Below are 25,937 nucleotides of genomic sequence, written 5' to 3'. Positions count from 1 at the left end.
CGCAGATTATTTTTCTTATTTTGAGAGAATTATTCTTTTAAATTCTAACGATTGGCTATGGAAATTAATTAGAAGGCCAATTCTTAGTTTAGAAATAGCGAGGTAGTTTAGTACTTGAGCATAATGGGCGTCAATTATCCCATCCTTAGATTTTAATTCTAATATAATTTTATCATTTATTACAAAATCTGCATAAAAACGATGTGGCAAAATTTCATCTTTATAATTTATTATAGTATTCTTTCTCACGTTCAAATTTAATTCTTCTATTCCTTAATTCAATTTCGAAGGCATCTTTGTATACAATTTCAAGAAATCCCTTTCCTAAAATGCTGTGAATTTCCATTGCTATTCCAATTAATTCGTAAGTTTCGGCTTGATGTGGAAAATTTGAAATGTTATACATTATCCATTTAATTTATGATTGAAGATGGAAAAAATATTAGATACAAGGGAAAATTTTACAATATTTAACCTGCTGTATATATGATATTACTCATTTATAATTATTTATATCAGAAAGAAATTTAGTACGTAAAATCTGCGTATCTGCGGCTAAAAAAGGCTAAGAATTATACATCAGCTAAGAAGCCAAAAAAATCGTAATTTTGAATCATCATGAAGCTGCTAAAACGGGTACATTATTTCTATTTTATATTCTGGATTTTGTTGCTTTTTGTTGTTTTCTCTCCATTATATTTTGTTTTTACTAAAAATCCGAGGTATTATAGGATTTTAAATGCCTTAAGGGCCTTAAATTCTTTTTTTTGTACAGCCATTGCAGGTGTATTCTTTAATTTCGAATTTGAAAAGCCACTTGATCCAAAACAAACCTATATTTATTGTGCAAATCATACTTCTAATCTAGACATTGTGTTGTTTTGCATGTTAGCAAAAGGAAGATTTCATTTTATGGGAAAAGAGGAATTGATGAAAAATCCAGTTTTGGGTATGTTTTTTAGAACAATAGATATTGCAGTTTCTAGAGAAAGTAAGATTTCTGCATTTAGGGCGTTTAAAAAGGCTGGAGATAACTTAGAAAACGGAATGAGTTTAATTATTTTTCCTGAAGGGAAAATCGACGACTTATATCCGCCTATCTTGCATGAGTTTAAGAACGGGCCGTTTCGTTTGGCTATCGAAAAAAATATTCCCATAGTGCCTGTAAGTAGTATAAATGTTTGGGAATTAATGTGGGATGATGGTGCTAAATATGGCACAAGACCAGGAATTGGAAATATTTATATACACGAACCTATTTCAACTCGTATATTAGGCGTTGAAAGTGCTGAAGAGTTAAAGGAAGAGGTGTTTAAAAAGATTAACAGTAAATTAATAAGATGAAGATAGATCAACAAACCATACATAAAGTTGCTGATTTGGCCAGAATTGAGATAAAGGATAATGAGGTTGATGCATTGACGGTAGAAATGAATAAGATTCTTACTTTTATGGAGAAATTAAATGAATTGGATACTGAGGATGTAAAGCCTTTAGTTTACATGAATGAGCAGGCTAATGTGTGGAGAGCGGATGTTGCTAAAAATGAAATCTCGACCACAGAAGGACTAAAAAATTCGGCTGTTCATAACGAAAATTTCTTTTTTGTTCCGAAAATCATTGAAACCAGCATAAGCAGCCATAGCCCTGTAAATGCTCATGATAGCTTCACTATAGATAAAAATAAGTTATATCATGAGCAAAAGTAACTTATCCTGTAACATTCGGTAGGTTATAATGGTCTAAAAACGAAAAATAAATTCAAACAGATGCACAAAGCACTCATTACCATTAAAGATATAGGTCGTAAATACGTAATTGGTTCAGAAGTTATCCACGCTTTAAAATCAGTTAGTTTAGAAATTCAGAAAGGCGAATTTGTTGCGCTGATGGGCCCATCGGGCTCAGGTAAATCTACTTTAATGAATATTTTAGGTTGTTTAGATACGCCGAGCAAAGGCGATTACATTCTGAACGGGATTAATGTGAGCCAGATGACCGATAACGATTTAGCCGAAGTAAGAAACAAAGAAATTGGCTTTGTATTTCAAACGTTTAACCTTTTACCTCGTTCAACATCTTTAGATAATGTAGCTTTGCCGTTAATTTATGCGGGTGCAGGTAAGAAGGAAAGAGACGAACGTGCCACCAAAGCGCTCGAAAATGTAGGCTTGGGAAATCGTGTAACGCATAAGCCAAATGAGCTTTCAGGCGGTCAACGCCAAAGGGTTGCCGTGGCAAGAGCGCTAATTAATAACCCTTCTATTATTTTAGCGGATGAGCCAACAGGTAACCTCGATACAAAAACTTCCATAGAAATTATGGGACTTTTAGAAGAAATTCATAGTAAAGGAAATACCATTATCTTAGTTACTCACGAAGAGGACATTGCACAGCATGCGCATCGAATTGTACGTATGCGCGATGGGTTGATTGAAAAAGATTACGCAAATGAAGATATAAAGACAGTTTCTCCACGTTTAAGTAATTTGGAAAAAAAGGGTAGTGATTTTGAAAAAATTAGCTAAATAGAGATGAGATAGGAGGTTTGAGGCCAAAGTGGTCAATCTCACGTCTCAAATTTCACTCTCCATAAATGAAAATATATACCAAAACAGGCGATAAAGGCCAGACCTCTTTAATAGGAGGTACTCGTGTTCCAAAATATCATCTTCGGATCGAAGCTTATGGAACTGTTGATGAACTAAACTCTTACATAGGTTTAATTCTTTGTCAACCTATCGATGCGCATCATCAAGAAGTGCTTAAAGAAATTCAAGATAGGTTATTCACAATTGGGTCTTCTTTAGCATCAGATCCCGAACGTTCTAAAATGAAAATTCCCGACCTTTTAGACAGTGATGTTAAGCTGTTAGAACAGGAAATGGATAAGATGAATGAAGATTTGCCAGAGTTAAAACATTTTGTTCTACCCGGAGGAAATACAATTGTATCTTATTGTCATTTAGCACGTTGTGTTTGCCGTAGGGCGGAAAGATTAACTGTGCATTTGGCTGAAGAGAGTTTTGTTGACAGTAACATTACAATTTATTTAAACAGATTAAGCGATTATTTATTTGTTTTGGGAAGGAAACTAAATGCAGACGGAGGAACTGCAGAAAACATCTGGATACCTCGTTTGTAAATAGTGGAAAAAAATATTTGTTTTGCTCATTTTTTTTAACATACTTTTGCGCAAATAGAAATAGGAATAATTTTAATAATAAGAATATGTATTGGACATTAGAACTGGCATCGCACTTGGAAGACGCTCCATGGCCTGCAACAAAAGACGAATTAATTGATTACGGTATACGTTCTGGTGCACCTGTAGAGGTGATTGAAAATTTACAAGCGCTGGAAGATGATGGTGAGCCTTATGAAACCATAGAGGAAATTTGGCCCGACTATCCCACCAAAGATGATTTTTTCTTTAACGAAGACGAATATTAGTCATACCATAAATCCCGCTTAAAACCGGGATTTTTTTTTGCTTTAACAGCGTTCTTGCTTAGTTGCTTATAACTTTGTCAAAGCTATTCAAACAATTTTAGATTAACTGTTGTTAGTGTGGTATAAAAAACAAAATTAACCTAATCTAAAAACACCATGGGAAATCTACTTTATGTAATCGCAGTTATCTTAGTTATCATTTGGGCAATAAGCTTCTTAGGAGGATATTACACAGGTGGTTTAATCCATATTCTGATTGTTATAGCAATTGTTGCTGTACTTTTAAGAGTAATAAGGGGTGCGGCATAGCACAGTTGTCACTTTGACAATCTTTTAAAGATTGTCAAAGTGTTAACGTATTAAAAAACTAGCAAGTTCCAGATCTTCAGGATAAGTGATTTTCAGGTTGTTTCTTTCCCCCTCGATAAGATTAATTTGAAATCCTGCTTTTTCTACCACACTGGCGTCATCTGTAAATTTAGGTTTATAGTGCTGCTGATAGCCTTTTCGCAATTGGCCAATCTCGAAAGTTTGCGGGGTTTGAATTAAGACTATTTCTTCTCTATTAAGGATTTTGCTTTTTTCGTTTTTAACTTTTCGAATCGAATCGCTTGCTTTTATGCAAGCAATTGCATTTCCGTAATTCGCTGCAGCTTCATAACCACGTTCAATTAAGGCTTCACTAACTAAGGGCCTAACGGCGTCATGTATTGCTACAATCCCATCGCCCTTTATGGCCATTAGTCCATTTCTAACAGAGTGAAAGCGCTCTTCACCACCCCTAACTAATAAATGTGGAATATTGAAATTGTACGTATGGCATAGTTCTTGCCATTGCGCATGTAAGTCTTGAGGTAAAACTACAATAAGTGCTGGCTTAAAAGTAGAATTAGAAAAAGCCGATAATGTATGCATCATTATCGGCTTATTTTTTAATAACAAAAATTGTTTTGCAATTACCTGTTGCATTCTTTTACCAGAACCGCCACCTACAATAATTGCGTAATATTTCATATTTAAGGAGTATTGAGTAATGAGCACTGCGTAGTGAGATAAAACATCCAATCGCAATACTAAATACCCTGTACGCTATACTATATAATCAACATCGCATCTCCAAAGCTATAAAAGCGATATTTTTCTTTTACGGCAACTTGATAGGCATTCATTACATTTTCATATCCACCAAATGCACTTACCATCATCAATAGCGTAGATTCAGGGGTGTGGAAATTGGTAATCATGCAATTTGCAATACTAAAATCGTATGGAGGGAATATAAATTTACTTGTCCAATCGTTCGCAGCTTTTAATTTTTTTCCAGAAGAAACGGCCGATTCGATTGCGCGCATAGAGGTGGTGCCTACGGCGCAAATTCTTTTTTTGTTATCTAATGCTTTATTTACAATGTCGACAGCAGCTTGGTCAATAATAAACTGCTCTGAATCCATTTTATGTTTGGTTAAATCTTCAACTTCAACAGGTCTAAATGTTCCTAAACCAACATGCAAAGTAACTTCTGCGAAATCAATGCCTTTTAACTCTAAGCGTTTCATTAATTCTCTGCTAAAATGCAAGCCCGCTGTTGGAGCGGCTACAGCACCTTCGTGCTTGGCAAAAATGGTTTGATAACGTTCCTTATCTTCGGGAGTTGCTTTACGCTTAATGTATTTAGGAAGTGGAGTTTCGCCTAAAATCTCTACATTTTTACGAAATTCTTCATCTGTTCCATCAAATAGAAAGCGAATGGTACGACCACGAGAAGTTGTATTATCAACTACTTCAGCTACTAAAAGATCATCGTCGCCAAAATATAATTTATTTCCTACGCGGATTTTGCGAGCTGGATCAACCAGAACATCCCATAGGCGTAGTTCTTTATTTAATTCGCGCAATAAAAAAACTTCAATGGTTGCGCCAGTTTTTTCTTTATTTCCATACAAACGAGCTGGAAATACTTTTGTGTTGTTCAAGATCATTACATCCTGATCATCAAAATAGCCTAAAACATCCTTAAAAATTTTATGCTCAATCTTGCCACTATCTTTATGCAAAACCATTAAACGGGCTTCGTCTCTATTTTCTGCAGGATTGTTCGCTAAAAGCGAATCTGGTAAATTAAACTTAAATTGAGATAACTTCATGTTTTTTGATGTAGTAAATTAGGGCGCAAATTTACGAATTAATATTAGGTTTTTATAATTTACCATTAGCTAATTTGATAATGTGACAATGTGCTCATTATAGCGTGCAAAAAAATCAACTAATTAGCGAATTGACAATTAACCAATTGTATTTTTTATAATATACTGCATTATCTGTAACCTTTTGTTCTATTTTTGGTCTAAATATTAATTATGATAATTTTTAGGCTTATAGGCGAAAGTTTTAGGTTTGCATTTGATGCGCTTCGCCAAAACAAACTCAGGACAATGCTCTCTTTATTGGGCATTACTATCGGTATTTTTACCATTATTACCGTATTTACAGCGGTTGATACCTTGCGTGATAAGTTACAGAGTAGTGTTGATAAGCTTGGATCAAATACACTTTTTGTTCATAAATGGCCATGGATATTTAACGACAATTTTCCATGGTGGAAGTATGTAAATCGCCCAGAGCCTTCTTTAAGAGATTATAATGGTTTAAAAAATCGATTGGAACTTGCAAAAGGCGTTTGCTTTGAAGTATCAACGAACAATAGAACCATTAAATATAGAAGCAGCTCTGTTGAAGGAATTGGCTTAAATGCGGCCTCTCAAGAATATAATTTAACGTGGAATCTTGATTTTCAGGATGGAAGGTATTTTACAGAAGGTGAAGGTAGATCGGGTTCTCCGGTTTGTATAATCGGTGCAGAAGTTGCAGACGGTTTGTTCGATGGCGAAAATCCAATAGGTAAACAGGTTAAGATTATGGGTAGGAGAGTAACGGTTGTGGGTGTTTTTAAAAGAGAAGGTGAGGATATGATGGGGATGTCGCAAGATAAAAATGTACTTATTCCGTTAAATTTTGCAAAAGGAATTTTTGATATCAATAATGAACGTTACAATCCACAAGTTACCGTGAGGGGTAAAGATAATATCAGTTTAGAAGATGTAGAAAGTGAATTAAAAGGAGTGATGAGATCTATTCGTCGAATTCAGCCTGGTGCTGAAGATGATTTTTCTCTAAACAAAACGACGATGATTTCTGGTGCACTCGATGTAATGTTCGGTATGGTAAACGTTGCAGGATGGGTGATTGGTGGATTTTCGATTTTAGTAGGTGGTTTTGGTATTGCGAATATCATGTTCGTTTCGGTTAAGGAACGAACCAATATTATCGGTATTCAAAAATCATTAGGTGCAAAAAATTATTTTATCTTACTTCAGTTCATGTTCGAAGCCATTGCACTTTGTATTATGGGCGGGGCATTGGGGTTAGGATTAGTTTATCTAATTACCCTCGTGTTTACCCATGGATTTGATATCGAAATTATCCTATACTTTAAAAATATTGTTCTTGGAATTGGGATTTCAGTTATTATCGGAATGATTTCTGGTTTCTGGCCAGCATTTTCCGCTTCGAGATTGGATCCGGTAGAAGCGATAAGGTCGTAGGTGGTTTTATTTAAACAGGAGAAAAAGAGAATTTCACAGCGTGTATGGAGCTTGTTTTTTAACCAACTGGAAGTTTTTTTACTTTAAAACTTGTTTTTTAAACGTCAAGAGCGCAAAGTTGGGTGGTGTTAAATACGAACTCAAATTTGAAATACCCTTTGCAACCTTTGCGGTTTAAGTAAGCCTATTACCTAAACCCTCTATGTTCTTTGTGAAATTCTCAGTGAACGCTGTTTAAAAAAAAATAAGCCAAAAAAAAGAGAGCTATGGCTCTCCTTTGTATGTAAATTTGCTTTTCTGATTAAGCTAGTTTCCCTAAGGCTTCCTTAATTCTTCTCAACGCTTCAACCAAACTCTCGTCTGATGCAGCGTAAGAGATACGGATATAATTGTTGTTACCAAACGAATCGCCACCCACCGTTGCAACGTGACCTACGTTTAATAAATACAATGCTAAATCGGCCGAATCTTTAATTACATTTCCTTCTGCATCTTTCTTTCCAAAAAACGAACTAATTTCTGGGAAAAAATAGAAAGCACCATCTGGTAAATTTGTTTTCACACCTGGGATATCATTTAGCAGATCATACACCAATTGCCTGCGACGAGCAAATGCTTTTTTCATCTCCAAAACAGTTTCTAAACCTTGCTCGTATGCGGCGATACCTGCGCGCTGCGCAATAGAACATGTTCCTGAGGTGGTTTGACCTTGCATCTTATCATTTGCAGCTGCGATTTCTTTACTTGCTGCAATGTAGCCTAGTCTCCAACCCGTCATCGAAAATGCTTTAGAAAAACCATTTACAATAATTACACGCTCTTTAATGCTTTCAAACTGAGCAATCGACTCGTGCTTATCTACAAAATTGATATGCTCATAAATTTCATCCGATAGAATGAAAATATTCGGATACTTTTCAAATACTTTAACTAATCCAGCTAATTCTTCCTTGCTATAAACCGATCCAGTTGGATTACAGGGCGACGAAAACATAAAAAGTTTTGTCTTTGGTGTAATGGCAGCTTCTAATTGCTCAGGCGTAATTTTAAAATCACTTTCTATTGTGGTATCGATAAAAACTGATTTTCCTTCTCCAAGAATAACCATTTCAGAATACGAAACCCAATAAGGAGTTGGAATAATTACTTCTTCTCCTGGATTAATTAAGGTTAATATTACATTCGATAGCGACTGCTTTGCACCTGTAGACACCACAATCTGAGAAATATCGTAATCTAAATTATTTTCCTTCTTTAATTTATCGCAAATTGCCTTACGTAACTCAGGATAGCCCGGTACAGGCGAGTAGCGGGTATAATTTTCGTCTAATGCCTTTTTAGCAGCGTTTTTTACGTGTTCTGGGGTGTTAAAATCGGGCTCACCGATACTTAAGCTAATAATGTTAATCCCTTTAGCCGTTAACTCGCGACCAAGTTTAGTCATTTTAAGGGTTGCGGACTCGGATAGGTTATTAATTCTTTCGGATAAAAATGTCATAATGTTGCTGTGAAAGGGCAAATATAAAAATCGATTGCCAATAGCAGGTAAAAAAATTACTTTTTAGTATTATTTCCCCTAAAATAGAAATTTCAAGGGGGGACGAGAATAAGCTGCATCTACTTTATATACAGTGCAATTACTGTATATATAAAATAAATGTAGCTAAGTTTACTGCCGAAACCGTACTTTTGAATGATAATTCCTCAACATTGCAACCAAAAAAGAAAGCGATATTAATTTCCCTTTGTGTGAGCATTTTTTTAATGCTCGCTAAATTTGTAGCCTATTTTTTAACCAATTCTAATGCTATTTTAACTGATGCCGCAGAAAGCATTGTAAATGTGCTGGCAAGTTCGTTCGCTTTTTATAGTATTTATTTAACCACATTGCCAAAAGACGAAAATCATCCGTACGGACACGGAAAAGTAGAGTTTTTTTCTGCTTTTGTTGAAGGCGTTTTAATTGGGCTGGCTGGAATTATCATCATTTTTAAATCTGGGTATGATTTAATTTATCCGAAAGAAATAACGCAATTATATGAAGGTGCAATAATCATTGCTTCAACCGGACTAATTAACTTAATGATTGGTTTCTACCTTATTAGAACAGGGAAAAGACATAAATCGATCACCTTAGAAGCTGATGGAAAACATTTATTAAGCGATTCGATTAGCAGTGGCGGATTAGTGATTGGCATTATCCTGATACAAATTACGGAGGTTTATTGGCTAGATGGGGTAATTTCGATTGCATTGGGCATGTATATCATTTTTAACGGCTATAAGCTAACCCGGCGCTCAGTAGGGGGCTTAATGGACGAAAGTAATATCGAATTAGTTAAAGATATTGTAGCAATACTTCAAGAAAATAGGCAGTGTAGTTGGATTGATGTACATAATTTGAGGGCACAGCAATATGGTGCAGAACTGCATGTTGATTGTCATGTAACACTGCCTTATTATTTCGATTTAAATGCAGTGCATCAAGAAATATCGAACATAGACAAGCTCATAAATGTTTCTGGCGATTATAAAACGGAGCTTTTTATTCACGCCGATCCTTGTTTGCCTGCTTGTTGTAATTATTGCAAAATGCCAAATTGTTTGGTTCGACAAGAAGCTTTTAAGGGCGAGATAAAATGGACGATGGAGAATGCGACCAAAAATCAAAAACATTTTAATGAATGAGCTATTTTAACGTAAGGGTATACGGTTTGCTAATTAACGAAAGCAACGATGTGCTACTGAGCGATGAACGCGAGCATGGGATGGATTTTATAAAATTCCCAGGCGGTGGTGTAGAGTTCGGTGAAGGATTAATCGAAGCTTTGAAAAGGGAATTTATGGAGGAATGCAATGTTGCTATTGAAGTACTTTCTCATTTTTATACCACAGATTTTTACGAGAAATCTTCGTTTAACGAGAGTCAAGTGATTAGTGTATATTATATCGTTAAGCCGATTTCTCCATTGAAACTGGATGTTAAATCGACATTATTTGATTTTGATGAACAATCTACTCAATCCTTTCGATGGGCCAAAATTAGTAACCTTCAAGAAAAGGATGTAACCTTTAGAACAGATAAGACGGTGGTTAGTCTACTGAAAAAAATGAATTATGCGTAAGCAGCTACTTTATTACTTAATGCCAATTGTGAAATTGGTGGTATTTATCATTTGTGTTATCGTTTGTTCGTTACCAGTTGGTGCTTTACAATGGATACCAGGTATAAAAGATCTTGATGAGGTGTATACGATGATAATTACCGAACCTTTGCTCATGATTTCGATTTTTGCTGCCCTATTTTTTATGACAAAAATATATAAGCCAACTACAATCAGCTCTTTCTTTTTATCAAAAAAAAATGCGTTTAAAGAAGTGTTAAGCGGAACTTTAATGGGGATGATTATTTTATTGGTATGTGGAGGATTATTACTGCTTCAAGGTTTTGTAGTCTTTTCGCCAGGTAAGATCAGCCTTGCTTTTTTCTTATTTTATATTCTATATTTTTTAATTGTTGCTGTTTTTGAAGAGCTGTTTTCAAGAACTTACCAATTATTTGTGTTAGCCGAAACTTATCCAATAGCGATAGCTGTGGTAGTTAATGGTTTAATTTTTGGACTTTTACATAGTCTAAATCCTGGATTTACAGCACTAGCTTTGATTAATATTAGCTTGGCAGGCATGCTATTTTCCTTATTCACTTTATATCATCGTAGTATAAATTGGGCCATAGGCATGCACTTAGGATGGAATTTTACTCAAGGAATTTTATTAGGCTATAAAGTTAGCGGAAGCGATACCCCCGGTGTACTTGTTGCAAAGCCCATTGGAGAAAACTACTTTTCGGGCGGTACATTTGGTGTAGAAGGATCGTTAAGCTGCACGTTGGTACTCATACTATTAATTATTTATTTGGCTTTTAAGTTCACTATCAAGCCCTTGAAACAACACGTACTATGACTTTACAAGAAAGAGATAAAAAGATAATTTGGCATCCGTACACGCAAATGAAGGGGGCCTTACCGCAACTGCCTATAGTAAAAGGAGAGGGGGTTTATTTAATAGATGAGCAAGGGAATAAATACATTGATGCGGTATCTTCCTGGTGGGTAAATATCCATGGACACGCCAATGCACATATTGCAGCTAAAGTTTCGGCACAATTGCTGCAGTTGGAACATGTAATTTTTGCAGGTTTTACACATGAGCCAGCTGTTCTATTGGCAGAACGATTATTGCCACTGCTTCCCGGAAAGCAAGAGAAAGTATTTTATAGTGATAATGGATCAACTGCTGTTGAGGTGGCTTTAAAAATGTGCTTTCAATATTGGAGTAATAAAGGCAATACACAACGAAAAAAAGTATTGGCCTTTAAAGATGCCTATCACGGGGATACATTCGGGGCGATGTCGGTAAGCGGAAGAAGCATTTTTACCGATCCCTTTAATGAAATGTTATTTGATGTGGAATTTATCGATTTGCCCAATGCCGATAATGTATCGTCTCTTACATCTCACATCTCTCACCTAAAATCTCAACTCGCATGTTTCATTTTCGAACCGCTAATTTTGGGGGCAGGGGGGATGCAAATGTATGAGGCAAAATACTTGGATCAATTATTAGCTGCTTGCCAAGAAAATGAGATTTTATGCATTGCCGATGAGGTGATGACTGGCTTCGGAAGAACAGGAACTTACTTTGCTTGCGAGCAGTTAAGTGCAAAGCCCGACTTGTTTTGCTTGAGCAAAGGCTTAACAGGTGGAACAATGCCTCTAGGAATAACCACCTGCAATGCCAAAATTTTTGATGCTTTTTTAAGCGACGATAAGTTAAAGACACTTTATCACGGACATTCTTTTACGGCTAATCCGGTAGCTTGTGCAGCTTCGCTGGCGAGTTTAGATGTTTTGTTGGACGAAAAAACGTTGCCAAATATTAAGCGAATTCAACATCAACATTCATTATTTAGGGAGAAAATTGCAAATCATCCCAAAGTGAAAACGAGTCGTCAGACAGGAACCATTATCGCTATAGAGTGGGAAACGGGCGAATCGACTACTTATTTAAGTTCGTTAAGAGATAAATTATATACTTACTTTTTGAATAAAGGGATTGTATTGAGGCCTTTAGGAAATATCATATATATTTTACCGCCATATATTATCACTAACGAAGAACTGACGTATATTTACAGCTCAATTATTCAAGCCCTAGACGAAATATAATATGCACTTAGCTACACTTCTTTCGAACATTGTAAAAGATACCATTTTGCACACAAAATGGTTAAATACGCTTTCTTTTATGGAAAATGCCGGAGCGAGAAAAATTTCTGCCGCCGAACATAAAGAAGAGGTAACGTTATTGATTTTAAAGCATGCTGCTGAAGAACATCGCCATGCGTATTATTTAAAAAAGCAGTTGGCAAAACTTAATGATTCGCTTTGCAAAACCTATAAAAATGCCGAGTTATTGGTGCCAAACCACACGCGCTACTATTTAAATACACTCGATGTTAACGTATGTAGGTATTTGAAAAAGCATTTTAAGTTGTCGGGCTCGGATTTAAAATTTGCTGCTTATCTATTTGTAACCTATGCCATCGAAGTAAGGGCAGACGAACTTTACCCAATTTATCAGGCAGTACTAACCGAAAACGAGAGTAAAGTTACCGTAAAATCGATCATTTTAGAGGAAGAGGGGCATTTAGAAGAGATGATAAATCAATTAAATGAATTTTCGCCAGATTGGGAAATGCATGCTAAAGAAATTGTGAAAATAGAGGAAGAGATGTTTATGAATTGGATGGAAAGCCTACAAAAAGAATTGGCAGCCACTTTCGTAACTGCCAATTAACGATATAGTTTGTGTGTGTGGTGCTATTGTTGCCTTAAATACACGTTTTTGTTGGTCGATTTGAAGATTAAATCGACACCGCCGCCATTTAATTTGCCTTTTATTCTGTCGCCGCTGCTAAAAATAGCATTGTAAGAAACTCTACCAGGGAAATTACCAAGATTGTCTGCATTTAAATATATAGGCCCTGTAATTACTTGTCCGTTAACTCCTGTAGTTGATGCTATGTTCCCATTTCCATTGATTTGAATGCCATTAACAGTTATTGCACTTAAGGTATCTTTTACTTTTTCATTTTTAGAAGCAATTACGTTTGTTCCATAACCTGAAACTACAACTTCATCGGTTTTAGGCTTAGCAGTAGCAGCTATTTTACCTTTTGTTCTTGTTTGTATGCCAGAAACTGAGGTAGCGTTCTCGCCTCTAATCGAAGCTAGGCCAGAGAGCCTTGTTGCATAACGCTCGCCATTTGTACTGATGCTATATACGCTTTTTTCGTCTACCTTATCCAAATCTATTTTAAATTCTTTACCTGCGTACAATTTTCCAAAATTACTGCTCATTTCGATATTGGCTTTTGTAGTTGATGGCAATGTAACATCTACATAATTTGTAGCGGAGATGATTGAAACTGGACCTTTAATTTCGCCAGAAAACACTGCTTCGATGGGACCTGATACCGTTTTAATGCTCATTGGGCCAGTATTGTTTTCTAATCTAACCTTGTTCGCATACACGGATACCTCGATTTCACCTTTTAGATTTCTAATCAGGATATCATTGGCCGTTTTAGTTTTAACTTCTGGGTTAAGGCTACTGTCGGTACTACTATGTGTTGTACTAATTGCAGAAGTATAGGTATAGAAAAGACCATTATTATTGCTAATGATTGAAACTTTAATATTATTTGGAACTTTAACTGTTAGCATACCAATTGGTTTTTTAGCTACCAAATTTACATTCAAATCCTGTCCATTTTCAGTAACACTAATTCCTAGTCCTGTATTATCAACATATTTAGAAGAACTAATTGGAACAAGCCCTTTTGCTCTTTCGTCTGTAGTTTCTTCATCTACTACTTTCTGCCCTGAAAAAACAATTTCTTTTCCGTCGTAACCTTCTACGATTACGCTAGTGAGGTTAAGTTTGAGTGTGCCACTCGATTTCGCCACTCGATATTCTTGGGCATTTGCATATAAGCTAACGCTTAAAAATGCGATTAAAATTATTAATTTCTGTCTCATATTGTTTGTGTTTAAAATTTGTGTTTAAAGTTTATTTTGATTGAGTAATATAAAATATGCTTGATCTTTAACTTCAGAAAGCGTTGTAGGATCGGTGGCAAGTGCGTAGAGTTTATCGTCGAGCTTAGGATTATCGGTTTGTTTAAGCAATTCCATTAATCCCAATTGCAACAAAGGGTCTTTTTGATTAGAGAGTGACAGCATAAATGCATTATTTACGTAACTATCATGTGCGTATTTGCTCATTAAATTAAGAGCAGCCAATCGAACATTGCTATTCGAATCGTGGTTTAACGTTGCTGTCATTTTATCAATTACATCATAGCTAATTTTATTCGATTTTTGAATCTTAAGAATAGCCGCTAAACGTGTACTTGCAGAGGTGCTATCAGTTAAATCGTGGTATGCAGAAAGCATATCGATGCCTTTCGGCTGCTTTTTGTGTTTTTTAACCGCAATTTTAGGTGTTATTTTATTCATCTCTACAGCTTCATTTATAACAGCCTCTGATCTATTTGGAGTTACATTTTTAACTATTTGTGGTGTCTTTATGCTTTGATGGTTATCATTCGTTATAAAATAATACGTTATGGATAGGATCAGTAAAACAGAAGCCGCCACTAACCACTTTTGGTTAACGATTAAACGCATCATCCCTGTTTTTTCTTTAGGACCCTGATTCAACTCTTTTTTAAGCTTAAACAAGATGTCGGCAGACGGTTCGAGCGTATCGAAGTCGTCTCGGTGTTCTTGTACATATTTCTTTAAAGGATCATTCATGGTAAATTTTATCTTTTAGTGATAATAAAACCTTCTTTTTTGCACGGTGGTATTGAGTTCTTACCGTATTATGCGATATTCCTAACATTGCGCCAATTTCTTCTTGTGGAATGTTTTCGAATAAATAGAGACAAACTATAGTTTTATAACCTTGAGGCAAGCGGTCTATACTTTTTCTCACATCATCTACTTGGGTTTCGAATAACTCATTTTCGTGTGTATCGTATTCTTTCTCTGCAACTATTTCTGTAGTATCTAAATCAGAAAATTCTATTTTCTTTTTCCTTAGATGCGAAATAGCTTTATTAATTGCCACTCTTTTTACCCAAGCCTCAAAACTTGCTATTCCACTTAATTTGCCAATTTCTTTAAAAGCAGTTAAAAATGTTTCTTGAAGAATATCTTCAGCTTCTGCAGTATGCGAAACGATTCGATGGATCGAGTTATAAATGCGCTTTGCATACCGCGTATACAATTCGGAATAGCCCAAATCATTGTTTGCCTGACATAGGGCAATTAATTCATGATCTGTTTTTTTCTGTATGGGCGCCAATTTTTTTGCTTTGCTGTTAATTAAAAAATCGTTTCTATAAGGTAGTCGCAATTTCTTGTTAAATGTTGCATGTTGGTATAAAAAAACCTTAAACCTTTATAACTTGACTAGGCGTAATGGCATAAATTTGATCACTTTTTTTAGCTTTTACATTAAATAATCCCGTAAATACACTAAATGCAGGCAGTATTGCATATTTTTCTCCAAAGTAAAAACAAGGGAATTTAAGTCGTTGTTTAGCTTTACCCAATACCGTTATACCTGGGTGGACATGTCCGCTAACAGGATAAAGTGTTTCTTCCTTGCATTGGGTAGAATCGTGTATAAAGCAAAATTTATTGGTACAGAAGCTGGGTTCGTGAACTTCAATATTTAAATCGTTGTAATGTTTGTTCGTTAGGCGGTCGTGATTCCCTTTTACAAGAACAAATTTAAGTAAGGGGTAATTTTGTTTCCATTTTTCAAAATCATCAACATCCGTGTTCAGTTCATGATGAAACATATCGCCATTTATGAGTAGAGTTTCTGGCTCATATTGATCGATACTTATCGCCAACCGTTGCAAATCATCTTTTGCAAGGGTTGATGGCACCTGAACACCTGCTTTCCGAAAATGAGCTGATTTACCGAGGTGCAAATCGCTAATTACCAGTAATTTTTGTTTGGGTAAAAATAATGCTCGTTCTTTAGCTAAAGTTAATTCCTCTTCACAAATCGTAATGCTTATGCTCATATTTTCGATAATTTCTCCACAAATTGAATAGTTTGACAAAGTTAAGCAACTACTATTCTCATTTGGCTTCTACCTTCATTTTTTCTATCCGATGCTCTAACTCTTCCGAACTCATGTTTGCCCTCAAGCTATCTACCTTTATTGGGAAAGAAAGTGGTGTAAAGCGCTTCGGATAGGTAATTACAATGATGCTTTCTTGAATGCGTTGCAAGGCCGCCATTAAACGCGGCTCTTCTAATTGTTGATAAAAAACTTCATCGTAGGCTTGACGCAATAGTAAATTGTGTTTGTCGAAGTCACTAAAAACACTAAAAAATAAACCTGCAGACGATTGTAGGTGCCTATTTGCAACATATTTTCCGGGGTAGCCCTGAAAAACTAATCCAGCTATACAAGCAATATCCCTAAATTTTCGTCTTGCCATTTCGGTAGAATTAATGCTAAGTTTAATATCTTGTGCTAAATTAACTGGAGAAAACACATCATAGGCAATCGCATCATCCATAGGTATTTCGGTGTCACTCAATAACTCGAATCCATAATCGTTCATGGCGATAGAAAACGTTATCGGTACCAATCTACTTAATCGATAAGCTACCAATGCCGCAAGTATCTCGTGTACCAACCTGCCCTCAAATGGATAAGCAAATAAATGAAAGCCTTCTTTATTGTTAATCATCTCAACCAAAAGTTCATTTTCTCTGGGGACATGAGATCTTTCTTGTTGGGTTAAGAATAAAGGATAAACCGCATCCAATTCTTCATCCTGATGATGTTGGTTTAAAACTTCGTTGTATTTTCTTCGAAGAACGGCGCCTAAATTTGAAGATAGGGGTAAGCGACCACCTAACCAACTTGGCGACATCGCCCTTTTCTTTTTACTTCTCCGTACAATTACGGTCATGTCTTTAATTTGTACGAAATCTAAAATTTTACCAGCAAGCGTAAAACTATCATTTGGTTTTAGTTTAGAAACAAAATATTCTTCCACCATGCCAATGTACCCCCCAGAAAGGAATTTAACTTTAAGCATGGCATCGCTCACGATAGTGCCGATGTGTAAACGGTGGCGCATGGCAATTTGTCGACTTTTTACCTTCCAAAGTCCATCTTCGAGATCTTTGCTTACTTTGTTAAATTCTTGATAGGCCGTTAAACTGTCGCCACCAGAGGTGATAAATTGCATCATCCAATCCCATTCTTCGGGCAATAGTAATTTAAAGGCATGCGTATTTTTAACTTCCTGATAGATCTGCTGGTCGTTAAACCCATCGCCAACGGCCAGCGTTACTAAATATTGGACCAGGGTGTCGAACACTAAAACCATGGGTTCTCTACTTTCTATATTATTGTTTTTTGCGGCATCTTTAATGGCTGCGGCTTCGACCAACTCGAGTGCGTGTGTTGGCAAGAAATAGATTTTTGAAGTGGCGCCTGGAGAGTGGCCAGAGCGACCAGCACGTTGTAAGAAACGTGCCACACCTTTAGGCGATCCGACCTGCACAACGGTGTCAACAGGTTTGAAATCTACCCCTAAATCTAAAGATGAAGTGGCAATAACGGCTTTTAATAGTCCAGTATGTAGCGATTCTTCAATCCAGTTGCGCAGTTCGAAATCGATAGATCCGTGATGAATGGCGATTCGACCCGCAAGATCAGGTTCTAAATTCAACAAGTGCTGATACCACATTTCGGATTGACCTCGAGTATTGATAAAAATGAGTGTGGTTTCGCTTTTTTTTATAATGGGAAGTAGTTTGTAAGCTAGTTTTAAGCCTAAATGACCTGCCCAGGGCAGTGTCTCGATATCATCTGGTAAAATTGATTTAATTATGATTTTTTTATTCAGTTTGGCGCGAACGATTACTCTTTTTTTAGTGATGTCTGGAGAAATTACGTCTAATGCCTCTTCTAAATTTCCAATTGTTGCCGAAATTGCCCAAATTCTTAACATTTTTCCTTTATTTAGGCCTTTAATTCTAGAAACGGCTAATTCTACCATTACCCCGCGCTTACTTCCAAGGAGTTCATGCCATTCGTCGGCCACAATGCATTTTAGGTTTTGAAACAGCATAGAAGAGCCTTTTTGGGCTAACAACAAGTGTAGACTTTCTGGAGTGATGAGCAAAATTTCGGGCATTGATTTTTTTTGCTGTAATTTTTCGCTTTGCGAAGTATCGCCATTGCGAACGGCAACATGCCAGTTTAGGCCCAGTTCTAACACTGTTTCTCGCATTGCACGGGCAATATCTTTTGCCAAAGAGCGGAGTGGAGTAATCCAAATTAACTGTAACCGATCTTTAGCGTTTTTTTTTGTGGCTTCATTATTTAAACCCTCAATTACAACTGCCAAGAATAAGGAGAATGTTTTACCAAATCCGGTAGGGGCATTAACCAATCCGCTATAACCATCGGCATAATATTGCCATGCTTCTTTTTGAAAATCGAAAGGTTTTTTGCCATCTGATTTTAGCCAGTCGATTACTTTTTTATAGCCGGGTGTTTTTTGCATACATGCTTTTAAATGATTGATTAGGGCTTGCTTTCGGATTTTAAACCTGTAGTATTTGAAGCTTCAAGTAGCTGCTTAAGATCGTCTAAGGTATTAATTTCATCTGCTTTTTTATCTTTTCGCCAGCGGGCGATGCGCGGAAAACGCAAAGCCAAACCCGCTTTGTGGCGTTTACTTTCGGCAATGCCTTCGAATGCAATTTCGAATACTAGTTCAGGCTTCACGGTTCGCACGGGACCGAATTTCTCTATAGCATTTTTATTTACAAAGGAATTTACTTCTTTAATTTCTTTATCGGTTAACCCTGAATATGCTTTTGCGATGGTAATTAAGTGATCTCCATTACGCACGGCGAAGGTGTAATCGGTATAGAAATTAGCCCGTCGGCCACTTCCTTTTTGTGCATAAATCATCACGGTATCGATGGTGTAGGGATTAATTTTCCATTTCCACCAGTCGCCCCGTTTACGGCCACTATGAAAAACTGAATCCAATTTTTTTAACATAATTCCTTCGCTATTTATTTCTCTTGCGGTTAAGCGAAGTTCGGTCAGACTTTCCCAGGTTTCGAATTGAATTATGGGTGAAAGAGAAACTAGGTTTTGGGTTTCTAGACCTAAAATTACATTTTCTAAAAGTCGTCTCCTTTGTGCCAAATCATTCAACCTAATATCGATTCCTTTATGTTCTAACAAATCATAAGCATAGAAGCCAATTGGGGCGTTGGCGAGCTGACTTTTAGTGATTGTTTTTCTGTTCAACCGTTGTTGCAATGTGCTAAACGATTGTACTTCACCATTTTTAACCGATAGGATTTCTCCGTCTAAAACCGTTCCATCAGGAAGCTGATCTTTTAAAAAATGAAGCTCCGGAAATTGATCAGTCACTAATTCTTCACCACGCGACCATATAAATAATTCTCCATTTCGTTTTATAATTTGGCCCCGAATTCCATCCCATTTCCATTCAGCTTGCCAATCTGTGGGTGAACCCATATTTTCTGGTGTGGTATCGAGGGCATAGGCTAAGCAAAAAGGATAGGGCCACGAATTGTCTGTGTTTACATGTTCGCCTTCAGTTAATGCTTTGTAGGTAATTTCATTGGGGTTCCACTTTCCCATAATGGAATGCATAATTTTACTGCTTTCTTTATTACTTTGCTTTGCAATTGCATTAACTAGCATTTTATTTGAAACGCCAATCCGAAAATTTCCCGAAATTAATTTGTTGAATATAAACCGTTCAGGCGTGCTTAATCCACTCCAAGCTTTTAGAATAAAATCCTTTTTTTGCGCATCTGTTTGTGTTTGTAAAGCAGCAAGTTCATTAATCCACCGATATAGGGGTTTATCGATTTGGGTTTTTGCAGGGGGCAGAACGAGGGCAATGGTTTCACTAAGATCACCTACGCTATGATAGCTTTCGATGAAGAGCCACTCAGGAATGGTGCTTAATTCAATTGCCCATTGTTTAATTAGTGAAGTATTAAGCGGGCGTTTTGGTTTTTTACCCGTAAACATAGCGATAACAAAGGGCTTATCTTTTTCGTTTGCTGTGTTAAAATAATCTACCAATGCGGCAATTTTGTCGTTCGTTTTATTGCTCTGTTCGAGCTGTTGTATCAATGCTGCGAATCGTTTCAAGGTGTTTCTGCTGGTTTAATTGGGGCTTCTTCCTCATCATTTTCTTCGGAACCGTATTTTGTACTTACTTCTTCAGCTTCAATTCCTATTTCATTTAGGTATTTAGAAAAAACTGCAGTTGACCCATGGGTTACGAATACTTTTTCTGCCTCCGTAGCTTTAATCGCTGTAAGTAAACCTGGCCAATCGGCATGATCGCTTAAGGCAAATCCTGCATCTGCACTACGCCATCTTCTTCCAGCTCTTACCATCATCCAACCCGAGCAGATACCAATAGCAGGTTGCATTAGGCTTTTTACCCATTTACCCTCAGCCAAAGCAGGGGGGATAATCACTATCCCTTGCTGAAGATTTTCTTTTTTTGTTTCAGGCATTATTCGGATAGTTTCGGGCAAATTAACACCTGCTTTAGCAAATGCATCATTTAAATTGGCAATAGAATTGTGGACATAAATAGGATAATTGCCGGCTAGGTTTTTAATCAATCGCTGTGCTTTTCCAAGGCTATAGGCTACTAATATGCTGGTTTTTTGTTTAAGCAGATTTTGGGCAATCCAATCTTTAATTTGATTAAAAATAACTTCTTGGGTTTCCCAATGGTAAATGGGTAGGCCAAATGTACTTTCCGACACGAAAGTATGGCATTTTATGGGCTCAAAAGCTGTGCTAATGCCGTCGTATTCTACTTTGTAATCGCCCGAAATCACACAGATTTCACCTTTATATTCTAATCGAATTTGTGAAGAGCCAACTACATGTCCGGCAGGATGTAGACTCAGTTTTACCCCATTAATATTAATTGATTTAGAATAGGGAAGGGTTTGAATAGTATCTTCTAAGCCATACCGGGTAGTTAAGATGGGTTTGGTAAGCTCGTGGCACAAATAATTTTTATTGCCCCATTTTACATGATCAGCATGGCCATGTGTGGTTACTGCAAGATTTACAGGTTCCCAAGGATCGATGTAAAAATTGCCTTTTTTGCAATAAATTCCCTTATTGGTGAATTGGATGATGGCCATACTGGTCTATAACACTTATGAAATAAATATGTTTTGAAACAAAAATGCCACCAAATTATTGGTGGCATTTTCTGCATCAAATAAATAAATAAAAAAACTTATCCTTATTATCCGACTACTCTTACGTTTTCAGCTTCCGGACCTTTTTTTCCTTCCTTTACTTCGTATTCTACTGTTTGTCCTTCTTGCAACGATCTTTGTCCTGTAGCTTTAATTGCAGAATGGTGGCAAAATATATCTTTACCGCCTTCTTCTGGTGTTATAAAACCAAATCCTTTAGCATCGTTAAACCATTTTACTGTACCTGTCATAACTTCTTTTTATTAAATTAAAAAGTGAAGATAACAATTTCAATACAAAAGGTTAAATTATTTTGATAAATAATCGCTTAGCTAAAATCTAACCCCAAAGGTTAAGAAGACATTGTTTTTTGTATTAACCGTATTCGCCACTGGCTCATTGCCATTATTTAAGGTATACGGGCTAACAGTACCTGTGTTCTCTACACGTTGGTAGGCTAAATCAATAGCATATTTTCCTGTGCGATAGCCAATTCCGCCACTGTATGCTTTAGAATCGAATACACCGGTTTCGTCTGTTTTGTATGGACTTCCATTTACCGAATATCCACCTCTTAGGCTAATTAAATCAATTTTATATTCGAGGCCTAATCTATAATTAACAGCAGTAGTGAAATTTTTTCGAACGGATGTGTTATTATCGTTAATGGTAACAATATCAACATAATCAGCATTTGTAGAAAATTTTGTGCTTGCATAATCAATAAAATCGACATCGGCAGAGAGGAGGGCCTGACCAGCGATAATATAGCTACCTCCTAACGATGCTTTTAAAGGTGTACGCAAGTTATAGGTGAAATCATATGTTTTGCTATCTGATGAACCTCTAACTGTACCACGATTATCGAGTGTTTCGGTATAACTATCTTCTATGACAAACCATGAAGGTGTTTGTAGGGTAGCGCCTAATCTTAAGGCCTCTACAGGTCTAAAAATAACACCAATTCTTCCATTTAAGCCAGAACCTTTGGTAATTTGATTTTGATTAAATAGCAATTTGTAATTAATGTTATTGCCGGTTAAGTTATCATTCAAATACTCTCTTGCTTTACCGGTTTCTACATACTGCGCATCACTATTGTATCTAATGTTTAACAAGCCTATGCTTGCACCAATGTAAACTTGGTTGCTAATATTAGCAGCTGCAGCAAAATTAAATTCAGAAACTGCTCCAGTTCTCAATTCATTTTTGCTTTGCGCATTGCTTGTGGTGTTGTCTGCAAAAGTTTCTGGATAATAGTTTTTTGCAACATCATCATAACTAATTAAATAATTATCGTAGGCAATGCGTTCAGGTGTTCCTTCAGTTAAATTGTTAGGGTTAGATGATCCCGCTATTTCTGCAAAATAATCGGCAATAGATGAAGTTTTGTTTATGCCAGAAAAATTATTTTCGCTCCCATAATCATTGTTTCGGTTGTAACCTAATCCATATACCATACTTACCAAGCCTCTTTTAGTATCTTGTCCTTTTCTTTTGTACGTTGGGCTAAAAAATACAGCGCCGAGTTGGTTTACATTTAGCTGACTTTTTGTGGTATTCATGTTTTGATTAAGGTAAGTGGCGTTTATACCCGTTTGGTTAAATTCAGGAGTTAAACTAAATTCAGAACGGGTAAATAACCCTAAACCTGCCGGATTTGCGCCAAGCGAACTCATATCCCCACCCACGCCAATCTGCGCATTTCCTAAAGCTTTAAACCGTGCTGTACTGCCATAATTGGTTTGTGAAAAACGTAAGGCATCGCTTGTATATTGTGCATAAGAAGCACTATTGATAGCTACTATAGCTACCAGTACTAGTTTTATAATTTTTTTCATCAAAGTATGATTTGATTTTTAAATGCGATGAAAGCAACCATGAGCATATTTTAAGCTTGTAAAAGTATGCTCATGATGGTATTCATGATGTATATGAATTTTGGATTATCTACCACCCCCTCTAGTTGGTCTGCCGCCACCCGATGATGAGCCGCTACTACTGCTACCTGATGATCCACCTCTTGAGCCACTGCTGCTGCTTGATGGAGGAGGAGAACTTTGTACTGGTGGAGTGTAGGTTGGTCTTGAAGGGGCATCGTTAGACCGTGTTGGTCTAGAATCTCTTTCAGTTGATCGGGTTGGTGTTGAACTGGTTGTTGTTCCACTTGGACGGCCTGCAGTTGAACCATTAGTAGGGTTATAGCGTTCAGCTCTACTTCCAGCAGAAGAAACTCTATCGCCAATACCGTTTGAACCACCGGTATAACTAGAACCATTTGCTCTATTTATGCCATTTTCGCTTCCTCTAGTGGGGCGTGGGCCATAATTTGCGCTGTTACGTATACCACCTCCGATATTACCATAATAACCACCACCTCCGCCGTAGTAACCACCGCCCCATAGGTACGGGTTATAGTAGGAGTACAAGCCCCAATAATTGTTGTAGTAAGGCGCACCATAATATCCCCAGTAATTATAAGAATTATAGAAATTATTATAATATCCATCGTTCCATCCAAAAGCATTTCCATAAAATGGACTATAAAAATTATTGAACCCGAAAGGGCTATATCCATAGTATCCATCGTAATACGTACGCCATGGATTAGCATAATAAAAGCGATTAATACGAGTAGCATAATCCATATCGTAATACGGATCGCTTGTGCCATAATAATCGTCTGTTCTTTGATCTGTTTGTGCGATTTGTTCTACTGGGGCCGCTTCTTTGTATTCTTTGGCTTGAGCAGTAGTATTGTAAACATCGTCTTGAATGGCATTATTTTTAGCCAACTTCGATGTTGAGCAGGAAGTAACGAGCAAGGCCGATACCGCGAGCATACTAGTGAATAAATGGTTAGTGTTCATATGTGTGTTTTTTGTTTGTGTGTGCAACCAAATTGTAGGTATAAATTTATAGCTTTGTATTCGATTATACAAGATATTTAACACAAAAAACGTTCCAAATAGTTATGAGCAAAGGCATTACAAGTAAAAATGATGATTATTCGCAGTGGTATAACGATATTGTTATAAAGGCCGACCTAGCTGAGCACTCTTCAGTTAAGGGTTGTATGGTAATTAAGCCATACGGTTACTCCATTTGGGAGAAAATGCAGGCGGTATTAGATCAAAAGTTTAAAGATACCGGCCACAGTAATGCCTATTTCCCCTTATTTATTCCGAAGTCGTATTTTTCTAAAGAAGCGGCTCATGTAGAAGGTTTCGCCACAGAGTGTGCAGTGGTGACACATTACCGTTTAAAAAATGATGGAAATGGGAATATTGTGGTCGACGAAACGGCAAAATTAGAAGAAGAATTGATTGTTCGTCCCACTTCTGAAACTATTATTTGGAATACTTATAGAGGTTGGATTGAGTCGTATCGTGATTTGCCCTTGTTAATTAATCAATGGGCCAATGTGGTTCGTTGGGAAATGCGTACGCGTTTATTCTTACGTACGACTGAGTTTTTATGGCAAGAAGGGCACACTGCACATGCTACTTCACAAGAAGCTATCGAGGAAACGGAAAGAATGTTAGATGTATATGCCGATTTTTCTGAGAATTGGATGGCTGTACCTGTGGTTAAGGGTAAAAAAACTCCGACCGAGCGTTTTGCTGGTGCATTAGAAACATATTGTATCGAGGCGTTAATGCAGGATGGAAAGGCATTGCAGGCAGGTACCTCTCACTTTTTAGGGCAGAATTTTGCGAAGGCTTTTGATGTAAAATTTACGAGTAAAGAGGGAAAATTAGAGCATGTTTGGGCAACTTCTTGGGGTGTATCGACACGATTAATGGGTGCTTTAGTAATGGCACATAGTGATGATGCTGGCTTAGTATTACCTCCTCGGTTAGCGCCTATCCAAGTAGTTATTGTGCCTATTTATAAAGGAGAGGAAGATTTGGCTAAAATTACAAGCTTTGTTGATGAGCTAAAAGTGAAACTAAAAGGCTTGGGCGTTTCGGTAAAATACGATGATCGAGACAGCCAACGCCCAGGATTTAAATTTGCAGAATACGAACTAAAAGGGGTGCCTATACGTTTAGCTATTGGTGCAAGAGATATGGAAAATGGAACGGTAGAATTGGCTAGAAGAGACACGAAAGAGAAGTTTACCGTACCTCAAGACGGCTTGGATATTTACATTGCTAACTTGTTAGAAGAGATTCAAAAAAATATCTATAATAAAGCACACCAATTTAGAGAAGAGCATATCACTGAGGCGAACTCGTATGAAGAATTTAAGACCTTATTAGATGGTAAAACGGGCTTTATTGCTGCACATTGGGACGGAACAGCCGAAACGGAGAAAAAAATTAAAGAGGAAACCAAAGCTACCATACGTTGTATTCCTTTAAACAACACATTAGAAGATGGCGTATGTATGGTTACGGGTAAACCTTCTATACAGAGAGTATTGTTTGCGAGAGCATATTAATAAGTCTGGAGGCATGAGTCTTAAGTCTA

28 protein-coding genes are annotated in these 25,937 nt (G+C 36.8%); 13 read left to right on the top strand and 15 right to left on the bottom strand.

Annotated features, from left to right (window positions below; translation table 11 throughout):
* Positions 1-15: 15 nt before the first annotated feature.
* Together WG904_RS19645 and WG904_RS13025 are read right to left on the bottom strand one after the other, a co-directional pair.
* Positions 16-249 (bottom strand): GxxExxY protein, encoded by a 234-nt coding sequence (locus WG904_RS19645; protein ID WP_431844427.1) that lies wholly within the window; start codon positions 247-249, stop codon positions 16-18.
* A complete protein-coding gene (locus WG904_RS13025) occupies positions 221-406 on the bottom strand; it encodes a GxxExxY protein (protein ID WP_339579759.1) in 186 nt (61 codons plus the stop codon). Before WG904_RS13025 ends, WG904_RS19645 begins: the two co-directional genes overlap by 29 nt.
* A gap of 212 nt (positions 407-618) precedes the next feature.
* Here WG904_RS13025 and WG904_RS13020 point away from each other — a divergent pair, with 212 nt between their 5' ends.
* From WG904_RS13020 to WG904_RS12995, 6 genes are all read left to right on the top strand, one after another.
* A complete protein-coding gene (locus WG904_RS13020) occupies positions 619-1,344 on the top strand; it encodes a lysophospholipid acyltransferase family protein (protein ID WP_339579758.1) in 726 nt (241 codons plus the stop codon).
* Positions 1,341-1,709: an Asp-tRNA(Asn)/Glu-tRNA(Gln) amidotransferase subunit GatC gene (gene gatC, locus WG904_RS13015; RefSeq protein WP_339579757.1), complete on the top strand. Its 369-nt coding sequence runs from the start codon at positions 1,341-1,343 to the stop codon at positions 1,707-1,709. Before WG904_RS13020 ends, gatC begins: the two co-directional genes overlap by 4 nt.
* Before the next feature lie 60 nt (positions 1,710-1,769).
* On the top strand, positions 1,770-2,528 hold the full coding sequence (locus WG904_RS13010; protein WP_339579756.1) for an ABC transporter ATP-binding protein: 759 nt from the start codon (positions 1,770-1,772) through the stop codon (positions 2,526-2,528).
* A 68-nt stretch (positions 2,529-2,596) separates the two neighbouring features.
* Positions 2,597-3,145 carry a cob(I)yrinic acid a,c-diamide adenosyltransferase gene (locus WG904_RS13005; RefSeq protein ID WP_339579755.1) on the top strand — a complete coding sequence of 183 codons (549 nt, stop codon included), beginning with the start codon at positions 2,597-2,599 and terminating at the stop codon, positions 3,143-3,145.
* 86 nt (positions 3,146-3,231) lie between these two features.
* The gene (locus WG904_RS13000) at positions 3,232-3,453 is read left to right on the top strand and encodes a DUF2795 domain-containing protein (RefSeq protein ID WP_008240955.1); all 222 of its coding nucleotides are present in this window, start codon (positions 3,232-3,234) and stop codon (positions 3,451-3,453) included.
* 156 nt (positions 3,454-3,609) lie between these two features.
* Positions 3,610-3,762: a lmo0937 family membrane protein gene (locus tag WG904_RS12995; protein WP_339579754.1), complete on the top strand. Its 153-nt coding sequence runs from the start codon at positions 3,610-3,612 to the stop codon at positions 3,760-3,762.
* Positions 3,763-3,804: 42 nt separating this feature from the next.
* Here the strand turns inward: WG904_RS12995 and WG904_RS12990 are convergent, their stop codons facing one another.
* Together WG904_RS12990 and queA are read right to left on the bottom strand one after the other, a co-directional pair.
* Complete coding sequence (locus WG904_RS12990) at positions 3,805-4,467, bottom strand: 2-C-methyl-D-erythritol 4-phosphate cytidylyltransferase (RefSeq protein ID WP_339579753.1); 663 nt, start codon at positions 4,465-4,467, stop codon at positions 3,805-3,807.
* Positions 4,468-4,547: 80 nt separating this feature from the next.
* On the bottom strand, positions 4,548-5,597 hold the full coding sequence (gene queA, locus WG904_RS12985) for a tRNA preQ1(34) S-adenosylmethionine ribosyltransferase-isomerase QueA (RefSeq protein WP_339579752.1): 1,050 nt from the start codon (positions 5,595-5,597) through the stop codon (positions 4,548-4,550).
* 213 nt (positions 5,598-5,810) lie between these two features.
* Between queA and WG904_RS12980 the strand changes: the two genes are divergently transcribed.
* Positions 5,811-7,055, top strand: a complete 1,245-nt coding sequence (locus tag WG904_RS12980) for an ABC transporter permease (protein ID WP_339579751.1) — start codon at positions 5,811-5,813, stop codon at positions 7,053-7,055.
* A gap of 301 nt (positions 7,056-7,356) precedes the next feature.
* On the opposite strand, the gene WG904_RS12975 is transcribed toward WG904_RS12980, so the two are convergent.
* The gene (locus tag WG904_RS12975; RefSeq protein WP_339579750.1) at positions 7,357-8,553 is read right to left on the bottom strand and encodes a pyridoxal phosphate-dependent aminotransferase; all 1,197 of its coding nucleotides are present in this window, start codon (positions 8,551-8,553) and stop codon (positions 7,357-7,359) included.
* Between the two features lie 266 nt (positions 8,554-8,819).
* On the opposite strand from WG904_RS12975, the gene WG904_RS12970 reads away from it, so the two are divergent.
* From WG904_RS12970 to WG904_RS12950, 5 genes are read left to right on the top strand one after another with little or no spacing between them, the layout of a single operon-like run.
* A complete protein-coding gene (locus WG904_RS12970; protein WP_431844432.1) occupies positions 8,820-9,743 on the top strand; it encodes a cation diffusion facilitator family transporter in 924 nt (307 codons plus the stop codon).
* A complete protein-coding gene (locus tag WG904_RS12965) occupies positions 9,740-10,180 on the top strand; it encodes an NUDIX domain-containing protein (protein ID WP_339579748.1) in 441 nt (146 codons plus the stop codon). The genes WG904_RS12970 and WG904_RS12965 overlap by 4 nt, the downstream gene beginning before the upstream one ends.
* Entirely contained in the window at positions 10,173-11,018 is an 846-nt protein-coding gene (locus tag WG904_RS12960) for a CPBP family intramembrane glutamic endopeptidase (RefSeq protein ID WP_339579747.1), read from the top strand. Before WG904_RS12965 ends, WG904_RS12960 begins: the two co-directional genes overlap by 8 nt.
* Entirely contained in the window at positions 11,015-12,283 is a 1,269-nt protein-coding gene (bioA, locus tag WG904_RS12955; RefSeq protein WP_339579746.1) for an adenosylmethionine--8-amino-7-oxononanoate transaminase, read from the top strand. The genes WG904_RS12960 and bioA overlap by 4 nt, the downstream gene beginning before the upstream one ends.
* Before the next feature lies 1 nt (position 12,284).
* On the top strand, positions 12,285-12,914 hold the full coding sequence (locus WG904_RS12950) for a hypothetical protein (protein ID WP_339579745.1): 630 nt from the start codon (positions 12,285-12,287) through the stop codon (positions 12,912-12,914).
* A gap of 23 nt (positions 12,915-12,937) precedes the next feature.
* On the opposite strand, the gene WG904_RS12945 is transcribed toward WG904_RS12950, so the two are convergent.
* The 10 genes from WG904_RS12945 to WG904_RS12900 form a co-directional block, all read right to left on the bottom strand.
* Positions 12,938-14,158 (bottom strand): DUF4097 family beta strand repeat-containing protein, encoded by a 1,221-nt coding sequence (locus tag WG904_RS12945; protein ID WP_339579744.1) that lies wholly within the window; start codon positions 14,156-14,158, stop codon positions 12,938-12,940.
* Between the two features lie 24 nt (positions 14,159-14,182).
* Positions 14,183-14,938 (bottom strand): hypothetical protein, encoded by a 756-nt coding sequence (locus WG904_RS12940; protein WP_339579743.1) that lies wholly within the window; start codon positions 14,936-14,938, stop codon positions 14,183-14,185.
* On the bottom strand, positions 14,931-15,542 hold the full coding sequence (locus tag WG904_RS12935) for an RNA polymerase sigma factor (RefSeq protein WP_339579742.1): 612 nt from the start codon (positions 15,540-15,542) through the stop codon (positions 14,931-14,933). Before WG904_RS12935 ends, WG904_RS12940 begins: the two co-directional genes overlap by 8 nt.
* A gap of 37 nt (positions 15,543-15,579) precedes the next feature.
* On the bottom strand, positions 15,580-16,224 hold the full coding sequence (pdeM, locus tag WG904_RS12930) for a ligase-associated DNA damage response endonuclease PdeM (RefSeq protein WP_339579741.1): 645 nt from the start codon (positions 16,222-16,224) through the stop codon (positions 15,580-15,582).
* A gap of 58 nt (positions 16,225-16,282) precedes the next feature.
* A complete protein-coding gene (locus WG904_RS12925) occupies positions 16,283-18,736 on the bottom strand; it encodes a ligase-associated DNA damage response DEXH box helicase (RefSeq protein ID WP_339579740.1) in 2,454 nt (817 codons plus the stop codon).
* Between the two features lie 20 nt (positions 18,737-18,756).
* Positions 18,757-20,379 carry an ATP-dependent DNA ligase gene (locus WG904_RS12920; protein ID WP_339579739.1) on the bottom strand — a complete coding sequence of 541 codons (1,623 nt, stop codon included), beginning with the start codon at positions 20,377-20,379 and terminating at the stop codon, positions 18,757-18,759.
* Positions 20,376-21,401 carry a ligase-associated DNA damage response exonuclease gene (locus WG904_RS12915; RefSeq protein ID WP_339579738.1) on the bottom strand — a complete coding sequence of 342 codons (1,026 nt, stop codon included), beginning with the start codon at positions 21,399-21,401 and terminating at the stop codon, positions 20,376-20,378. The genes WG904_RS12920 and WG904_RS12915 overlap by 4 nt, the downstream gene beginning before the upstream one ends.
* A gap of 107 nt (positions 21,402-21,508) precedes the next feature.
* Positions 21,509-21,712 (bottom strand): cold-shock protein, encoded by a 204-nt coding sequence (locus WG904_RS12910; protein WP_339579737.1) that lies wholly within the window; start codon positions 21,710-21,712, stop codon positions 21,509-21,511.
* An 81-nt stretch (positions 21,713-21,793) separates the two neighbouring features.
* Positions 21,794-23,302: an OmpP1/FadL family transporter gene (locus WG904_RS12905; protein WP_339579736.1), complete on the bottom strand. Its 1,509-nt coding sequence runs from the start codon at positions 23,300-23,302 to the stop codon at positions 21,794-21,796.
* A 105-nt stretch (positions 23,303-23,407) separates the two neighbouring features.
* Positions 23,408-24,331 carry a hypothetical protein gene (locus WG904_RS12900; protein ID WP_339579735.1) on the bottom strand — a complete coding sequence of 308 codons (924 nt, stop codon included), beginning with the start codon at positions 24,329-24,331 and terminating at the stop codon, positions 23,408-23,410.
* A 104-nt stretch (positions 24,332-24,435) separates the two neighbouring features.
* On the opposite strand from WG904_RS12900, the gene proS reads away from it, so the two are divergent.
* On the top strand, positions 24,436-25,908 hold the full coding sequence (gene proS / locus WG904_RS12895) for a proline--tRNA ligase (RefSeq protein ID WP_339579734.1): 1,473 nt from the start codon (positions 24,436-24,438) through the stop codon (positions 25,906-25,908).
* Positions 25,909-25,937 lie beyond the last annotated feature (29 nt).

This window comes from Pedobacter anseongensis (assembly GCF_037482965.1).
Classification (GTDB): domain Bacteria; phylum Bacteroidota; class Bacteroidia; order Sphingobacteriales; family Sphingobacteriaceae; genus Pedobacter; species Pedobacter anseongensis.
This window is presented reverse-complemented; position numbering and strand designations above follow the sequence as displayed.

What these genes read in the sequence shown, in the direction of transcription:
- bioA (WP_339579746.1), top strand. Translation starts at nt 11,015, where the DNA reads ATGACTTTACAAGAAAGAGATAAAAAGATAATTTGGCATCCGTACACG.
- WG904_RS12980 (WP_339579751.1), top strand. Translation starts at nt 5,811, where the DNA reads ATGATAATTTTTAGGCTTATAGGCGAAAGTTTTAGGTTTGCATTTGAT.
- WG904_RS12960 (WP_339579747.1), top strand. Translation starts at nt 10,173, where the DNA reads ATGCGTAAGCAGCTACTTTATTACTTAATGCCAATTGTGAAATTGGTG.
- WG904_RS12970 (WP_431844432.1), top strand. Translation starts at nt 8,820, where the DNA reads ATGCTCGCTAAATTTGTAGCCTATTTTTTAACCAATTCTAATGCTATT.
- gatC (WP_339579757.1), top strand. Translation starts at nt 1,341, where the DNA reads ATGAAGATAGATCAACAAACCATACATAAAGTTGCTGATTTGGCCAGA.
- proS (WP_339579734.1), top strand. Translation starts at nt 24,436, where the DNA reads ATGAGCAAAGGCATTACAAGTAAAAATGATGATTATTCGCAGTGGTAT.
- WG904_RS12915 (WP_339579738.1), bottom strand. Translation starts at nt 21,401, where the DNA reads ATGGCCATCATCCAATTCACCAATAAGGGAATTTATTGCAAAAAAGGC.
- WG904_RS12965 (WP_339579748.1), top strand. Translation starts at nt 9,740, where the DNA reads ATGAGCTATTTTAACGTAAGGGTATACGGTTTGCTAATTAACGAAAGC.
- WG904_RS12910 (WP_339579737.1), bottom strand. Translation starts at nt 21,712, where the DNA reads ATGACAGGTACAGTAAAATGGTTTAACGATGCTAAAGGATTTGGTTTT.
- pdeM (WP_339579741.1), bottom strand. Translation starts at nt 16,224, where the DNA reads ATGAGCATAAGCATTACGATTTGTGAAGAGGAATTAACTTTAGCTAAA.
- WG904_RS12975 (WP_339579750.1), bottom strand. Translation starts at nt 8,553, where the DNA reads ATGACATTTTTATCCGAAAGAATTAATAACCTATCCGAGTCCGCAACC.
- WG904_RS12905 (WP_339579736.1), bottom strand. Translation starts at nt 23,302, where the DNA reads ATGAAAAAAATTATAAAACTAGTACTGGTAGCTATAGTAGCTATCAAT.
- WG904_RS12925 (WP_339579740.1), bottom strand. Translation starts at nt 18,736, where the DNA reads ATGCAAAAAACACCCGGCTATAAAAAAGTAATCGACTGGCTAAAATCA.
- WG904_RS13000 (WP_008240955.1), top strand. Translation starts at nt 3,232, where the DNA reads ATGTATTGGACATTAGAACTGGCATCGCACTTGGAAGACGCTCCATGG.
- WG904_RS12990 (WP_339579753.1), bottom strand. Translation starts at nt 4,467, where the DNA reads ATGAAATATTACGCAATTATTGTAGGTGGCGGTTCTGGTAAAAGAATG.
- WG904_RS12900 (WP_339579735.1), bottom strand. Translation starts at nt 24,331, where the DNA reads ATGAACACTAACCATTTATTCACTAGTATGCTCGCGGTATCGGCCTTG.
- queA (WP_339579752.1), bottom strand. Translation starts at nt 5,597, where the DNA reads ATGAAGTTATCTCAATTTAAGTTTAATTTACCAGATTCGCTTTTAGCG.
- WG904_RS12950 (WP_339579745.1), top strand. Translation starts at nt 12,285, where the DNA reads ATGCACTTAGCTACACTTCTTTCGAACATTGTAAAAGATACCATTTTG.
- WG904_RS12995 (WP_339579754.1), top strand. Translation starts at nt 3,610, where the DNA reads ATGGGAAATCTACTTTATGTAATCGCAGTTATCTTAGTTATCATTTGG.
- WG904_RS13005 (WP_339579755.1), top strand. Translation starts at nt 2,597, where the DNA reads ATGAAAATATATACCAAAACAGGCGATAAAGGCCAGACCTCTTTAATA.
- WG904_RS13010 (WP_339579756.1), top strand. Translation starts at nt 1,770, where the DNA reads ATGCACAAAGCACTCATTACCATTAAAGATATAGGTCGTAAATACGTA.
- WG904_RS13020 (WP_339579758.1), top strand. Translation starts at nt 619, where the DNA reads ATGAAGCTGCTAAAACGGGTACATTATTTCTATTTTATATTCTGGATT.
- WG904_RS12945 (WP_339579744.1), bottom strand. Translation starts at nt 14,158, where the DNA reads ATGAGACAGAAATTAATAATTTTAATCGCATTTTTAAGCGTTAGCTTA.
- WG904_RS13025 (WP_339579759.1), bottom strand. Translation starts at nt 406, where the DNA reads ATGTATAACATTTCAAATTTTCCACATCAAGCCGAAACTTACGAATTA.
- WG904_RS12940 (WP_339579743.1), bottom strand. Translation starts at nt 14,938, where the DNA reads ATGAATGATCCTTTAAAGAAATATGTACAAGAACACCGAGACGACTTC.